Raw genomic sequence first — 14,234 nt, forward strand, 5'->3', positions numbered from 1 at the left:
ATGTATCTACAAATATCTGGATGAGTTTTTATCGCTCAAAACGAAAGATAAACCCATCAACCGCGCTTTCGGTTATTGTAAAAGCAGCACTTTCTAAATTTATTCGGCCATAATTCACTTCATTAATGATAAGTACATCTGCATCTGCAGGAGCGGAAACCTGATATGTATATGTTCCGGAAGATAGTAAGGTATTGATAGAAGTTTCTGTGTTATTATTGATAATTGTAACCGTCCCTGAAGTTGTATTAAAATCCCAAACTATCACTCCTTTGGCAATATCCGCATCCAACCCTGTAAATCCACCTGACGCATTCACTAGATTCCATTCTCCCTGAAGCGTGGGTGTTGCATTGTCATCATCATCATTACTACAGCTAATCAATATGATGGAAAGTAATAGAAAACAAAGACGTTTCATAAATCACCGTGTTTTAGTTAATTTACTTAATAGTTGATATATTTTTCTTTTGGTTGCGTATTAAAAAAGAAATAACATTGCGGTCTCCTATCGATCAAATCTAATTTCGAATCCATCTCTAAATTGTGGAATGATAGTCAGGTATATAGAAGTAACAGTAAAGGTACCTAGATTGATATCATTGACAATAAGTTCATCTGAGCCACCAGAATCCATCACCGAATAGACATAAGTACCAGAAGGCAAACCGTTATAAACATCAGTTATTGTGCTGTTGTTGGTAACCGTTATCGTTCCATCAGTTTCATTGAAATCCCAAATAATAGTTCCCTTTTCAAAATCCTGATCTACACCTTCAAATCCACCAATAATATTTACTAAATTCCATTCACCTTGTAAACCCAAAGAACGGTTGTTAGTATCATCATCAGTACTACAACTCAAGATCATAACTGAAAGCAGTAATATATATAAACGTTTCATAACTAATGATTTACTTTTAAATAAATGAGTAGATGAATTTGTTAAGCATCTGTTACTTTCTTAAACGTAATATATGATTAAAAGATTTTATAATCCTGCTTAAATTATTTCACATCTCTTATTTTAAGGTGTTCGCAATATGTTCAATCTCATTTAATAAGGCTATAAAGTCCTCTTCTTTGGTAAGAGGATTCATAATAGCAGTACGTAAATATCTACGATCTCCAATCATTGTTTGTACGATGTAAAACTTTCCGGATCGTAGTAATCTTTCCCTAATGGTAGAATTAAATAAATTGAGGTTGTCTGATACCACTTCTTTATATCTAAAATTCACAATATTTGCTTCTGGTTCTATCAATAACTCAAACTTTTCTCGGTTCTTGATTAATTCGGCAAATTCTTTTCCTAGGTCATACAACCGATCTATATTCTTCTCAAAAATATCGGTTCCATACATTTTCAGATTGGCATATGCCTTAAGCGACATCATTAACTTAGTACATTCAAAAGTTCTCTTTCCGGTATTGTACCATTCTTTGGATTGCTGGGAGTCCCATAAGTATTGTGCTTTCTGCTCAAAAGTTTGATAAGAATCTTTACTATCTTTAAAAATCAGCGCTGTGTTTAAGGAAGGAGTTAATAACATCTTGTGAAAATCCAACACTACAGAATCAGCTTTTTCAATTCCTTTTGCCAGATGTTTGTACTTTTCAGAAAAAACTACCCCTGCACCGTGCGCTCCATCTACATGAAACCAGAGGTTATGCTGTATAGCAAAAGCCGCCAAAGCGTCTAAATCATCATAAGAACCTGTAGCTGTTGAAGACGCACAACCAACAATGGCAATCACAGTCAATCCTTTACTCTTAGCTTCTCTTAAGGATTGATCGAGTAAAGCGGTGTTTATCTGATACGCTTGATTTGTAGCAACCTTAACAATTCCTTCGGATCCAAACCCTAATATTCTTGCTGCGCGATCTATACAGTAATGTGCTTCTTCAGAAACTAGTACTGCTAATTTTTCCTTATGTCCTTTTTCCCAAACTGAACTGGGAGCTTTTGCCTGTCTGGCGGCTAATAATGCTGTTAAATTGGCAAGTGTCCCCCCCGAAGTCAAAAAACCGGCAGCCTTGGAATCGTATCCTATTTTTTTTGCTACAAAATCTGTTACAATCCGCTCTAAGGCATTAGAGGCCATTCCCATTTCGTAGACTCCGGTACCGTTGCTTAATAAATCGGTTACCAAACCAGAAAGAGTACTAATCACGGAGGGTACTGCCACTTGGTGCCCCATATATCTTGGATGATGCACGTGAATGGACCTTTTCAGGATTCTTTCATAAAAATCCAATATATTGGTATCAGATGTCAAATCATCTTTCCAATATGTTAGTTCGTCCTCGGGATCTTCATAGGCGATAACCGGGAGCTCTTTTTGTGATTGCACTCGATCCAAATGATCTGCCAACATATCAACCAACTGATGCCCGATTTGCCTAAAATCTGATGAGTTATATAACCTTTGCAGTGATTCGTTTACGTGTGTATTTGCTGTATCTTCCTTCATTACGAACTTGATTAACCAATTCGCTCTAAAGGTAAAAACCCTATTTGTTTCTTACGCAAAAAGTATTGAATTTTAGAAAAACAATAACAAAATCATATTACTGTTGTTGATAGTGATCATCCCAATCTTTTACTTTTGGATCACCTAGCTTATCAACAGATTTGGCTACCATCATAGATACTGCGGCATCTCCGGTTACATTTACTGTAGTTCTGCACATGTCGAGAGGCCTATCTACCGCAAAAATTAATGCTAGTCCTGCTTCAGGAATACCTGCTTGTGCCAGTACTATAACCAACATCACCATTCCTGCTCCGGGGACCGCTGCCGAACCAATAGAAGCTAATGTAGCTGTAGCAACGATACCTAATTGAGCTCCCAAGGTTAAATCCATTCCAAAAGCCTGAGCTATAAAAACTGCAGCAACAGCTTGGTATAAACTTGTTCCATCCATATTAATAGTTGCGCCAATTGGCAACACAAAACTGCTAACTTCTTTTTCCACTCCCAAGTGCTCTTCTACCCTTTCCATAGTAACAGGTAAGGTTGCTGCACTAGAGCTCGTAGAGAACGCCAGTAACTGAGCAGGTGAAATACCATTGATAAAGAAAGCAGGAGTTTTTTTAGTAAAGATCCAAACAATCAAAATATACACTCCGATCATCAACGCTAAACCAATAAGAACTGAAATTCCGTACATGCCTAATGCCGCAAATAAATCTGCACTTGGAGATTCTACCACTAAAGCCGCGAGCAAGGCAAATACTCCATATGGCGCAGCTAACATAATGAGATCAATCAATTTTAAAATCACATCGTTAAAGCCATCAAAGAATCCTTTTACAGGTCTTGCTTTTTCTTCAGGAATCAATATCAATCCAATACCAAAAAATATTGCAAAAAATATCACCTGTAACATATTTCTATTGTTGCTTGCTGCACTAAAAATATTACTTGGAACTAGATCTACCAGTGCTTGCAGTGGTCCAGCATTCTTTTGTTTTTCTGCATCTGCAATTTTACCTTCGGCGTCCCCCTTATAACTTTCTATTAATTCTGTACGAGTTTCCTCTGTAATAGCAGCACCCGGTTTTACTATATTAACCACCACCAGTCCAATACTCACTGCTATAACTGTTGTGATAATATAGGTAACTATAGTTCGCCCACCCATTTTTGAAAGCTTGGAAATGTCTTTTAAATCAGAAACTCCCTTTATAAGAGAGGCTAAAATTAATGGAACTGCTATTAGTTTAAGACAGTTGATAAATATGGTTCCAAATGGTTTTATCCAGTCTGCGGTAAACTTGTTACCCCAAGAAAACTGAGTCATTAAAAATCCAAATAATACTCCGACAACCATCCCAATTAGGATTTGCCAATGCAATGCAAGTTTCTTCATGTGAATTAGCTATTTTTTTGAATACAAAAAGTCGAAGATATAAATTAAAAACAAAAAAACGCCTTATAAATTACGATTTACCAGCTTAGAAGTATGAATTACAGTTTTTTTTACATATTACATATACGCGTTAACAGAATGTCATTCCAGCCTATGCTGGAATCTATTTTCATTTTAAAAACTTTCTGCAATTATGATGATACAATGCCTTAAAAATGAATAAAATAAATTAATCTATTAAAATTCCTTATTTTCGGATATGAGCACACACTAGAATGACCAAAACACTTAAATACTCAGACTCAGAGATTAACAAAATAAGCTACTTCTTGATCGTACGATTCATTAACCAATAATCAACTAAAACCAAAGCTGCCATTGCTTCTACAATGGGTACTGCTCTTGGCACTACACAAGGATCATGCCTACCTTTTCCTTGCATATTAACAATGTTCCCTTCTTTGTCAATGGTTTCCTGATCTTGCATAATCGTAGCTACTGGTTTGAAAGCTACATTAAAATAAATGTCCATTCCGTTAGAAATCCCACCTTGTATCCCTCCGGATAAATTGGTTTTAGTTGTTCCGTCAGCATTGAATAAATCATTATGCTTACTTCCCTTTAATTCAGCACCGGCAAAACCACTTCCGTATTCAAAACCTTTTACTGCGTTAATCGATAGCATCGCTTTTCCTAATTCTGCGTGTAACTTATCAAAAACCGGTTCTCCTAATCCCACAGGAACGCCAGAAATCGCACAGCTTACAAGACCTCCTACGGTATCTCCTTCTTTTCGGATTTGCTTGATATACTGCTCCATTTCTTCAGCTTTCTCAGGATCCGGACATCGAACAATATTACTTTCGGTCAACGAAAAATCGAGTTCTGTATGAGATTTATCTAACTTTATAGTTCCTACTCCGCTAACATAAGCATTAAAGGTAATACCTTTAAGTACTTGTTTTGCAATAGCGCCTGCCACTACTCTACTGGCTGTTTCTCTGGCAGAAGAACGACCACCACCACGATAATCTCTTACTCCATACTTTTGATCATATGTATAATCTGCGTGAGAAGGCCGGTACGAATCTTTTATATGCGAATAATCTTTTGATTTCTGATTGGCATTTTTAATAACAAATCCAATAGGAGTTCCGGTGGTTACACCTTCAAAAATTCCTGAATAAAACTCTACTGTATCTGGTTCTTTACGTTGTGTTACGATAGCAGATTGTCCTGGTTTTCTTCGATCCAATTCTGCTTGTATTGCTTCTAAATCTAATGTTACTCCCGATGGACAACCATCTATAATTCCTCCAATTGCAACTCCGTGTGATTCTCCAAAAGTGGTTACCTTAAAAAGGTTTCCAAATGTATTTCCTGCCATTAAAAATCAATTTTTAACAAATGTACTTGTTAATCTTTAAAATCCCGATAGTAATTTGACAGAAAAACCTCTGTTTATTTCGAGAAAATTACAACTCTTTCAGATTTCAAACTCTTTTTTTACACAATACTAATTTTAGTATGATTTAGAAAGAAAACCTATCACGATGATAGTACTAATCACTAAATTCTTTTTATCAGCATCTTAAAAACAGTAAAACTTATAATTTGACAAGATTCTTTAGTAAAAACATATCAGCTTCATCCTAATTTTGTATTTGTTTACTAAAAATCCTTACTTTTCGACTGTAAACAAGAATTGGTATTGATGAAGGTTTGTATAGCTGAAAAACCAAGTGTAGCAAGAGAAATTGCTTCCGTTTTGGGAGCGAATACAAAACGTGATGGTTATTATGAAGGAAATGGATACGCCGTTACCTACACCTTTGGACATCTCTGTACTTTATATGAACCCAATGATTACAAACCATACTGGAAAAGTTGGGATCTGAATAACTTACCAATGCTTCCGGAAAAATTCATGACTAAGGTTGTGGACAATCAAGGGATTCAGAAACAATTTAACGTTGTGAAATCGCTTTTTGACAAAGCTAGCTTGGTTATTAACTGCGGAGATGCGGGACAAGAAGGAGAACTGATACAACGATGGGTAATTAATCAGGCGGGATACAAAGGAGAAGTACAACGTTTGTGGATTTCTTCATTGACCACAGAGGCCATCAAAGAAGGTTTTAACAACCTAAAATCTTCAGAACAATATGATAATCTCTATTACGCAGGGTTCTCCAGAGCAATTGGTGATTGGTTATTAGGTATGAATGCTACTAGACTTTATACTGTGAAACACGGTGGTTATAAACAAGTTTTGTCTATAGGCAGAGTACAAACACCAACACTGGCTATGGTTGTACAGCGGTATAAAGAAATTCAAAATTTTACTCCACAACCTTATTGGGAATTACAAACATTATATCGAGAGACTCTTTTTAGCTATGAAGATGGACGTTTTTATAAAAAAGAAGATGGAGAATTGTTAGCCAATAAGGTAAAAGAAAGTGATTTTGAGATTGTTTCTATTACCAAAAAAAATGGTAAAGAATATGCCCCAAAATTATTTGATCTTACCGGGCTACAAGTATACTGTAACAACAAATTTGGATTTTCTGCAGATGAAACCTTAAAAATTGTACAAAAGCTTTACGAACAAAAAGTAGTCACGTATCCTAGGGTCGACACTACTTTTCTACCAAATGATGTGTACCCAAAAGTTCCAGGTATTTTAGAAAAGCTAACTGATTACAATACATTAACCAAACCACTATTAGGTAAAAAAATCAAAAAATCAGTTAAAGTATTTAATGATAAAAAAGTTACGGATCACCACGCCATTATTCCAACCGGTGAACAGATAAATCTACAATACAATCAAAAGCAGGTCTATGATATTATCGTAAAACGTTTTATAGCCGTATTTTATAACGATTGTAAAGTAGCCAATACTACAGTTATCGGTGAAGCAGCAAAAGTTCCATTCAAGACCACTGGTAAAGTCATTCTGGAAAAAGGGTGGCGGGTTGTTTTCGAAAATCCGGATACTCCCACTAAAAAAGAAACTGGTATTCTACCTGATTTTGTAAAAGGTGAAAAAGGCCCACACGAACCTTCTTTCTTGGAAAAAGAAACCAAACCACCCAAACAATTTACCGAAGCAACTTTGCTAAGAGCCATGGAAACTGCTGGCAAACAAGTAGATGATGACGAGATGCGTGAATTGATGAAAGAAAATGGTATTGGGAGACCTTCTACTCGAGCTAATATTATTGAAACCTTGTTTAAACGAAAATATATTGAGCGTAACAAAAAACAAATTCTACCAACCGATACAGGAATACAACTCATTGATACGATCCAGAACAAACTTCTTATTTCTGCCGAATTAACCGGAAGGTGGGAAAAGCAGCTTAAAGAAATAGAAAAAGGTACTTTTCATGCGAGTGCATTCATAAAGAACATGAAAAAAATGGTAGATCAATTGGTATATGAGGTAAGAACTGAAAAAGTAAGAGCAAATATCTCTCATACAATAGATCAAAAAACAAAAAAAACTAGCCAAAAAAAAGTAAAGAATACTGCTTCAATTACTTCAGAAAAATGTCCTAAATGTGGTCAAGGAATGCTATTGAAAGGAAAATCTGCTTTTGGATGTAGTGCGTATAAAGAAGGTTGTGATTTTAATTTACCTTTTAGCTATCTAGGTAAAAAAATATCCGAAAAGCAATATATGCGATTATTAAAAAAAGGCTGTACTGTAAATCTAAAAGGCTTTACATCAGAAAATGGCACTGTAGAAGGCTTATTACGTTTTGATGAACGTTATTCATTGGTTCTGGAAGAAAAAAAACAAAAAGGAAACGTAAAACCAGAAAGTACTTCTGAGAAAATGCCTTGTCCTAAATGTAAAAAAGGAAATATTCTAAAGGGAAAGACAGCTTATGGGTGCAGTGAATTTAAAAATGGTTGTGACTTTAGGTTTCCTTTCGAAATGGTGAGAAGGAAAGCTTCAGGAAAGCCTATGTCAAAGGAATTGGTTTATAATATTCTCAAAGGTGATAACGTCTAAATACTATGACCATTTGATCTTGTATTTAAAACAATAAATAATATTCTTTTTTTTTTGATTAGGTAATTATGCGTTTCTTTAAAAAGAAATAATTTGGTAAATCATAACATTAAAAATAAATAATGAAAACTAAGATAACTGAACTGTTTGGTATAGAGCACCCTATCATGCAAGGCGGAATGCATTATGTGGGTTTTGCAGAATTGGCCGCTGCTGTTTCTAATGCGGGTGGTATAGGAACAATTACAGGCTTAACTCAAAAAACACCAGCCGATTTGGCTAATGAAATCGCCAGATGTAAAGACTTAACAGAAAAACCTTTTGCTGTAAATATTACTTTCCTGCCCACAGTTAACGCACCAGACTACCCGGGGTATGTCAAAGCGATTATTGAAGGAGGTGTAAAAGTTGTCGAAACTGCAGGACGCAATCCCGAAGCTGTTTTGCCATATCTAAAAGATGCAGGAATTAAGATAATTCATAAATGCACCTCGGTAAGACACGCGTTAAAAGCACAATCTATTGGTTGTGATGCGGTTTCTGTAGACGGTTTCGAATGCGGGGGTCATCCGGGAGAAGATGATATTCCTAATATGATATTGCTACCACGTGCACACGACGAATTGGAAATTCCTTTTTTAGCGTCGGGTGGAATGGCAGATGCCCGTTCCTTGGTTGCATCACTAGCAATGGGAGCAGAAGGCATCAATATGGGAACCCGTTTTATGGCAACCAAAGAAGCTCCTATTCACGATAATGTAAAACAGGCTATTCTGGATGCTACAGAATTAGACACTCGTTTGGTTATGCGACCGTTAAGAAATACAGAGCGTGTGATGAATAATGCTGCAGTGCAGCGTTTGCTAGAGAAGGAAAAAAAACTGGGAAAAGATATTCGATTTGAAGATATTATCGAAGAAGTGGCAGGTGTTTATCCAAAAATTATGATGGAAGGTGACATGGAGGTTGGAGCCTGGTCTTGCGGAATGGTTGTAGGATTGATTCACGATATACCAACTTGTAAAGAACTCATCGACCGTATTATGAAAGAATCACACGATCTCATTACCAAAAGGTTGAGTGGTTTATTGTAAATAGAGAGATCAGGTAACATTTTATGTTTAGAATCGTCATGCTTAAAAAAACACTGCCATCATGAAACTTAAGATTCTAATTTTATGTATGCTATTGATATCCATAGCTGGATGTCAAAAAAAGAACGATAAAATATCTTTACCAAGTTCGTGGATTGGAACTATCAAAATGGGAGATGCAAATCCCGAATTGGTATTTTATCTTTATGAAGACAGCTTAGGACAAACGGCTGGACACTTAGGAATTCCAAGTAAAAGCATAGAAAAAATACTGTTTGATCCTCCCTTAATTATTGAAGATTCAATTAAGCTCAATATCTCTGCTGCTCAGGCAAGTTATCACGGAATTCTTAATAAAAGTAAAAAGAGAATTACCGGTACGTGGAAAGAGGGTGAAAACACATTTTCCCTTGTACTGTCACCATTAGATCAAGAAATTGATTACACTACTTCCAAAAAAGCAAGCACAACATCTTTAAGCTTAGAGTTTACCAGCGAAAATTTTAAGTATTATTCAGAAAAAACAAAAAAAGAAGTTCTAGAGGAACTTTCTAATGTACTTGAAAATAATTATGCTCGTCTCACTAAAAAATTGAGTACTCGTTTTGACACTGAGATTGACGTACTTATTTACCCTGATATAAAAACATTTCATAAAGCAATAAATTATCCTGATGCACCAGATTGGGTGGTAGGTGCTGCCAGTAAAAACGAACTTAAAATGGTTAGCCCACAAAATCCTGGAAGCGTTCATTCTCAAGAATCACTTATGAAAGCCATCGTACATGAATTAACACATACCATTGTATTAAACTTTAGAGATAATGGATTGGTTGGTTTACCTAATTGGTTAAATGAAGGGTATGCATACTATGAGGCCGGACAGCTTACTGAAAATGAAGTGCAAAATGTCAAATCAAAAATGCTAAAAACAGAAATTCCGTCCTGGCAGGAATTGAGTGATGCTAATACTTCAGAGTTTGGAGATCTAGGAGGATACGGGATTTCTGCTACCATCATTGATTTTTTAATAACATCTTATGGGATCGACAAGTTAAAACAATATATTATTGATCCTAGCGACACAGAAGGAATATACAAAAAGAAAATTACTGATTTAGAGCAGGAATGGTTAGATTACATTAAAAACTTCAATAAATAAACCTAACAAACCAATAAATCAAACTGAATAGTTTCTATTAGGCTGTATAAGAACCTTCAAAAAATGTCAAAACTTACTACTCCTCTTTTTTACACACAGCTCATTAGGATAAAAACTTCAGAAACAATAAGAAAATAAAGGATTTTCAATAGTTGGTCATAAAATCAAATCCTATTCTAATCTGATGAATATCATATAATTACCCTTATTCATTTGTAACTTCACGGATAACTTATGAAACTTTGATATGGAATCAGATATAAAATATGTTACTGATGGGCCAAAAGATGGGACAAAAGTATTTATAAAATTAGGAACTTGCTCCAGAACGTTTTTCTACATTCTCAATAGAGAGTTCGGACACCAGAGAGAAATTGAGGAACGAGCTTCAGATTCACTTGCAGGAGGGATAATGCAAAAAGGGCATCAATGTGGGATACTTTGGGGAGCATCTCTGGCAGTAGGTGCAGAAGCCTATCGAACATGTAAAGATCAGAATCAAGCGATTCAAGTTGCTATCAATGCTACACAACATTTAATTACATCTTTTTCGAAAAGAGAAAGCACAATAAACTGCAGGGATATTACTCATTGTGATTTTTCAAGTAAATTAAGTATGACAAAATATATGCTCACAGGTAGGTTTCTGCACTGTTTTAAGCTTGCAGGTCAATGGGCACCTGAGGCGGTACAAGCTGCCCTGAAAGGTTTATCCAATAAAAACAATGAACCTTCTAAAGCTTGTGTAAGTTGTGCTACCGAAGTTGCTAAAAAAATGGGAGCCAGTGATGAAGAAATGATCATGGTAGCTGGTTTTGCAGGAGGACTTGGCTTAAGTGGGGAAGGTTGTGGTGCACTAGCAGCCGCTATATGGATGAAATCTCTTATCTGGTGCCAAGAGGAAGCCAAAAAATCATCATTAAAAAACCCATATTCCAAAAAATTATTGGATATTTTTTATCATAACACTGATTCAAAAATAATATGTTCCGAAATTACAGGAAAGCATTTTGAAACAATAGATGATCATACAGAATTTATAAAAAATGGTGGTTGTAACAAACTGATTGAAATATTAGCTGAATCATGAGAATAAATTTCATACCTATATCAATAAGAATTTTCTAATAAGTCTCATACATTGTAGTTACTATAACACCTTTTTGATTAGGTAAAACTAAAGATAATAATTGCTTTTCCTCTTTTACTTTAAAGTTAAAAGGTGGTGCTATTACATCTACTCCACTTTGTTTTTTAATTCTAATTCCTTGACCTGAAATAATATCCTTATTAGCAAGAAAATCTCCAACAGGCAAGTGCTCTGTTATAATCACATATTTAAAATCAGTTAATTTCCCAATAATTTTTTGCACTTCCTCATTAGAGAGGTGTTGTAACACTTGCCTCAAAATTGCACAATCCGCAATAGGTAAATCATCAACGGCAATATCTAAGCACTCAAATTCTAAATTTTCTTCTGTAAACTTTTCTTTGTTATGTGCAATAAGAGCGGGTACAATATCAACAGCGATATAGTTCTTAGTATGTTTTACTAGCTCTTTTCCCACATTAAAATCACCACAACCTAAATCACATACAGTAATTGGCTCTTCAAAGGATGTTAGAAAGGTTGCTAAAACCTGAACATAAGGATGTATAATCTCAGGATCGTGTGATCCTTCACCAGAGTAAAAATTATAGTGATCTCCACCCCATAGTTTCTTCTCATATATCTGCTCCATGGCATCTTTGGTTGGCCAGGGTTTCTTTATTTTTTTAATCTGATATTGTTCCTTTTTCATAATTACGCTATTACACCTATAATCAGATGTATTCCAAGTGGTGAATCAAAACAAACGTACAAATTATCTGTTAGAATTCATTTTTGAAGTTAGCAATTGTGTTTTATTAGTATTTTAACCGAATGAAAATTCTAATCTTTGGCGCATCTGGTTCTGGCACTACTACGTTAGCAAAGGAAATTGAAAAAAACACTGATTTTGTTCATTTGGATGTGGATGATTATTACTGGAAAAGGACCGAGCCTCCTTTCCAGGAAAAAATTTCTTTAATTCAACGTAATCAACATCTTAAAGCTGATTACCAAAAGTTTGAAAATGTAATAGTAAGCGGTTCGATGGTAAGTTGGGGAAAAGAATGGCAAAAAGCATTTGATCTTGCCATATTTATCCATCTCGATAATGCAGAAAGAATGAATCGTTTATATCAAAGAGAGCAACAACGATATGGTGATAAACTTCTGACTGATAAAATAATTCGACAGAATTCTAAAGCATTCTTAGCATGGGCCAATCAATACGAAAATCCAAATTTTGAGGGTAGATCATTAAAAATTCACACCGATTGGATCCAATTATTACAGTGTACAGTGTTAAGAATTGATGGAGGAAAAACATTAAAAGATAAAACTGAAAAAGTTCTGATTGAGATTAGAAAAATAGTATCAAACAAATAATCAAAATCGGGATATCCTATATACTCATATACAGTTTACTGGTTTTTAACCAAAATTAGCAATCTATTCTCTCTGAATAATACTCCATTTTAATTAAACTCACATTATGCATTAGAACTTTGTAAGGAGAATTGAAAGCACCATAAAAAATGCCATTTTCTAAGTTTTAGCATAGCATCGCTACGGTTACATTTAAAAATGTCATTTTTTATGGTGATTTCAAGATATAATAAATTTTCTTATGCATAATACGGGTTAAAACACATACCACAATAATAGAGACATTAAAACTCCAGTAATTGCAATTAGTGTTGTCATTACTGTCCAAGAACGAAAGGTTTGCTTTTCTGTCATTCCCAAATATTGTCCTACTAACCAAAATCCACTATCATTCACATGAGATAAAATCGTTGCCCCAGAAGCGATAGAAATAACAAAAAGTGCTATCCGAGCTGCACCAAAATCTCCAGCCAAAATAATTGGTGATATAATCCCTGCTGCTGCAATCATAGCAGTCGTAGCCGAACCTTGTAAAACTCGGATTAGAGCAGCCACAATAAATGCGAATAGCAATGGATGAATATATGAGCTCTGTAGCGAAGAAGCCAATAACTCACCTGCTTTGGTATCTACCAATATTTGTTTAAAAGCACCGCCTGCACCTGTCAATAAAATGATAGCGCCTGCTGGTCTAAAAGATTTCATTGATAATTTTAATAAATCATCTTTGCTTACACCTCTTTTTATTCCTAAAAAATACCAAGCGATTAAATTGGCAATTATTAATGCAGTAAAAGGATGTCCTAAAAGTGTAATGATATATACTAAAGATTTGGGCAACGTATCTTTCTCTAACCAATCACCTAACAAAACCGTCTTTAGCACAATTAGCAAAATGGGTAATGCTATAATAACTATAATGCCAATTGGGTTTGGTGGATTATTTATGGTTACATTGGATTCCTTAGTTTCAGGAATCACTAAATCTATATTTTTTGCAAGATATTTTCCTAATAATGGTCCACTTATGATAGCAGCTGGAACTCCGGCTAAGAACCCAAACACGATTACCCAACCAAGATTCGCTCCTAAAATATCTGCTACAGCTACCGGGCCAGGAGTGGGCGGAATAAAACTATGAGTAATCGCTAATCCAGCTAACAAAGGAATAGCGTATAACAATATAGATTTATTGGTTTTTCTAGCGATCGCATATACAATCGGCACCAAAATGATAAAAGCCACGTCAAAAAAAACAGGAATTGCAATAATAAAACCTGTAATCATTAAGGCCCAAGATGCATTTTTTTCTCCGGCCAATTTTAAAATGTAATTTGCCAACCCTTGTGCTCCACCAGAATTCTCCAATAATCCACCAAACAAGGCTCCTAATCCTACAACTGTTGCAACGAATCCCAGCGTACCTCCCATTCCGTTTTTAATACTATTCAAAATATCTTCAGCTGGTAATCCGGCAACAATGCCTACTAATATGCAAACAATAAGCAATGCAATAAATGCCTGCATTCTTAATTTCAGGATCATAAAAAGCAAGGCAGTTATCCCTAATCCTACAGCTATTAATAGTTGATAATCCAT

The 14,234-nt window shown here is 35.2% G+C and carries 12 protein-coding genes; 5 read left to right on the forward strand and 7 right to left on the reverse strand.

What is annotated here, in order from left to right; all coding sequences use genetic code 11:
• Positions 1-28: 28 nt before the first annotated feature.
• The 5 genes from ACE94K_RS16840 to aroC form a co-directional block, all read right to left on the reverse strand.
• The gene (locus tag ACE94K_RS16840) at positions 29-421 is read right to left on the reverse strand and encodes a hypothetical protein (RefSeq protein WP_378174960.1); all 393 of its coding nucleotides are present in this window, start codon (positions 419-421) and stop codon (positions 29-31) included.
• Between the two features lie 87 nt (positions 422-508).
• Complete coding sequence (locus tag ACE94K_RS16845; RefSeq protein ID WP_378174963.1) at positions 509-904, reverse strand: hypothetical protein; 396 nt, start codon at positions 902-904, stop codon at positions 509-511.
• Between the two features lie 118 nt (positions 905-1,022).
• Complete coding sequence (locus tag ACE94K_RS16850) at positions 1,023-2,474, reverse strand: pyridoxal phosphate-dependent decarboxylase family protein (protein ID WP_378174966.1); 1,452 nt, start codon at positions 2,472-2,474, stop codon at positions 1,023-1,025.
• Between the two features lie 97 nt (positions 2,475-2,571).
• Complete coding sequence (locus ACE94K_RS16855) at positions 2,572-3,876, reverse strand: dicarboxylate/amino acid:cation symporter (protein WP_378174969.1); 1,305 nt, start codon at positions 3,874-3,876, stop codon at positions 2,572-2,574.
• 322 nt (positions 3,877-4,198) lie between these two features.
• Complete coding sequence (gene aroC, locus ACE94K_RS16860; RefSeq protein ID WP_378174972.1) at positions 4,199-5,263, reverse strand: chorismate synthase; 1,065 nt, start codon at positions 5,261-5,263, stop codon at positions 4,199-4,201.
• Between the two features lie 327 nt (positions 5,264-5,590).
• Between aroC and ACE94K_RS16865 the strand changes: the two genes are divergently transcribed.
• The 4 genes from ACE94K_RS16865 (at position 5,591) to ACE94K_RS16880 (ending at position 11,249) form a co-directional block, all read left to right on the forward strand.
• Complete coding sequence (locus tag ACE94K_RS16865) at positions 5,591-7,903, forward strand: DNA topoisomerase 3 (RefSeq protein ID WP_378174975.1); 2,313 nt, start codon at positions 5,591-5,593, stop codon at positions 7,901-7,903.
• Between the two features lie 122 nt (positions 7,904-8,025).
• Positions 8,026-8,997, forward strand: coding sequence for an NAD(P)H-dependent flavin oxidoreductase (locus ACE94K_RS16870; protein ID WP_378174978.1), 972 nt, complete (start codon positions 8,026-8,028; stop codon positions 8,995-8,997).
• A 61-nt stretch (positions 8,998-9,058) separates the two neighbouring features.
• The gene (locus ACE94K_RS16875) at positions 9,059-10,159 is read left to right on the forward strand and encodes a peptidase MA family metallohydrolase (protein WP_378174981.1); all 1,101 of its coding nucleotides are present in this window, start codon (positions 9,059-9,061) and stop codon (positions 10,157-10,159) included.
• Positions 10,160-10,406: 247 nt separating this feature from the next.
• Positions 10,407-11,249 (forward strand): C-GCAxxG-C-C family (seleno)protein, encoded by an 843-nt coding sequence (locus ACE94K_RS16880; RefSeq protein ID WP_378174984.1) that lies wholly within the window; start codon positions 10,407-10,409, stop codon positions 11,247-11,249.
• Positions 11,250-11,283: 34 nt separating this feature from the next.
• On the opposite strand, the gene ACE94K_RS16885 is transcribed toward ACE94K_RS16880, so the two are convergent.
• Positions 11,284-11,961 (reverse strand): class I SAM-dependent methyltransferase, encoded by a 678-nt coding sequence (locus ACE94K_RS16885; protein WP_378174987.1) that lies wholly within the window; start codon positions 11,959-11,961, stop codon positions 11,284-11,286.
• A 122-nt stretch (positions 11,962-12,083) separates the two neighbouring features.
• Here ACE94K_RS16885 and ACE94K_RS16890 point away from each other — a divergent pair, with 122 nt between their 5' ends.
• Positions 12,084-12,635, forward strand: a complete 552-nt coding sequence (locus ACE94K_RS16890) for an AAA family ATPase (RefSeq protein ID WP_378174990.1) — start codon at positions 12,084-12,086, stop codon at positions 12,633-12,635.
• A 255-nt stretch (positions 12,636-12,890) separates the two neighbouring features.
• Here the strand turns inward: ACE94K_RS16890 and ACE94K_RS16895 are convergent, their stop codons facing one another.
• Positions 12,891-14,234, reverse strand: coding sequence for a GntP family permease (locus ACE94K_RS16895; RefSeq protein ID WP_378174993.1), 1,344 nt, complete (start codon positions 14,232-14,234; stop codon positions 12,891-12,893).

It is taken from the genome of Aquimarina besae, from assembly GCF_042434905.1.
Classification (GTDB): Bacteria; Bacteroidota; Bacteroidia; order Flavobacteriales; family Flavobacteriaceae; genus Aquimarina.

Excerpts from the sequence above, each read along its gene's own strand:
- ACE94K_RS16840 (WP_378174960.1), bottom strand. The coding sequence starts at position 421 with ATGAAACGTCTTTGTTTTCTATTACTTTCCATCATATTGATTAGCTGT.
- ACE94K_RS16845 (WP_378174963.1), bottom strand. The coding sequence starts at position 904 with ATGAAACGTTTATATATATTACTGCTTTCAGTTATGATCTTGAGTTGT.
- ACE94K_RS16850 (WP_378174966.1), bottom strand. The coding sequence starts at position 2,474 with ATGAAGGAAGATACAGCAAATACACACGTAAACGAATCACTGCAAAGG.
- ACE94K_RS16855 (WP_378174969.1), bottom strand. The coding sequence starts at position 3,876 with ATGAAGAAACTTGCATTGCATTGGCAAATCCTAATTGGGATGGTTGTC.
- aroC (WP_378174972.1), bottom strand. The coding sequence starts at position 5,263 with ATGGCAGGAAATACATTTGGAAACCTTTTTAAGGTAACCACTTTTGGA.
- ACE94K_RS16865 (WP_378174975.1), top strand. The coding sequence starts at position 5,591 with ATGAAGGTTTGTATAGCTGAAAAACCAAGTGTAGCAAGAGAAATTGCT.
- ACE94K_RS16870 (WP_378174978.1), top strand. The coding sequence starts at position 8,026 with ATGAAAACTAAGATAACTGAACTGTTTGGTATAGAGCACCCTATCATG.
- ACE94K_RS16875 (WP_378174981.1), top strand. The coding sequence starts at position 9,059 with ATGAAACTTAAGATTCTAATTTTATGTATGCTATTGATATCCATAGCT.
- ACE94K_RS16880 (WP_378174984.1), top strand. The coding sequence starts at position 10,407 with ATGGAATCAGATATAAAATATGTTACTGATGGGCCAAAAGATGGGACA.
- ACE94K_RS16885 (WP_378174987.1), bottom strand. The coding sequence starts at position 11,961 with ATGAAAAAGGAACAATATCAGATTAAAAAAATAAAGAAACCCTGGCCA.
- ACE94K_RS16890 (WP_378174990.1), top strand. The coding sequence starts at position 12,084 with ATGAAAATTCTAATCTTTGGCGCATCTGGTTCTGGCACTACTACGTTA.
- ACE94K_RS16895 (WP_378174993.1), bottom strand. The coding sequence starts at position 14,234 with ATGGATTATCAACTATTAATAGCTGTAGGATTAGGGATAACTGCCTTG.